This window comes from Polaribacter sp. BAL334 (assembly GCF_015767435.1).
GTDB lineage: Bacteria > Bacteroidota > Bacteroidia > Flavobacteriales > Flavobacteriaceae > Polaribacter.
The window spans coordinates 1-496 of the sequence record NZ_JADWOV010000009.1 but is presented as its reverse complement, the minus strand read 5'-3'; the positions used below and the strand labels follow the sequence as shown (position 1 = coordinate 496).

The 496-nt window shown below is 33.1% G+C and carries 1 protein-coding gene; it reads right to left on the bottom strand.

The window, feature by feature from the left end; translation table 11 throughout:
• Positions 1-459, bottom strand: a 459-nt coding sequence (locus IU405_RS00045) for a DUF4113 domain-containing protein (RefSeq protein WP_231749380.1), incomplete at its 3' end; no start/stop codon positions are given.
• Positions 460-496 lie beyond the last annotated feature (37 nt).

Sequence of the window (496 nt, the reverse complement as noted above, 5' to 3'; positions counted from 1 at the left end):
CCATTGACGACCTAAAGATTGGTTTGCGAATTTAATTTTATTGTTACCATAGCTTTGATTTAGCCTATCAACTACTGCCATTAAGGGCTGATGCTTGCTGTTTGAACTATTGAAAAATGACAATTGTACTGCATTGTTTGGAGTAATACCCATTACTATAACACCTGCTTTTTTGTACTGATAGCCTTCTTTGAAAATGGCTTTTAAACCAATCTGAGCGTATTTATTTAGCTCTATGGTTGAGTTGGTAGGAAAATCTGTATTGATGACTATATTCCTGTAGTATTGAGGTTGTTCTTTGTTAAAATAATTGGTGTTTACAAAAACCATAATCATATTGCAATGGCTATTTTGCTTTCTTAATTTCTCTGAGCAGGATGCTGTAAATGTTGCTACTCTTTCAGAAATATCTTTGAAGTTTGTTATGTTCTTTTCAAAAGAGCGAGTTGTAGCAATCATTTTTTTACTCTTAGGGGTTTCTAAATCAAGTGTAGGT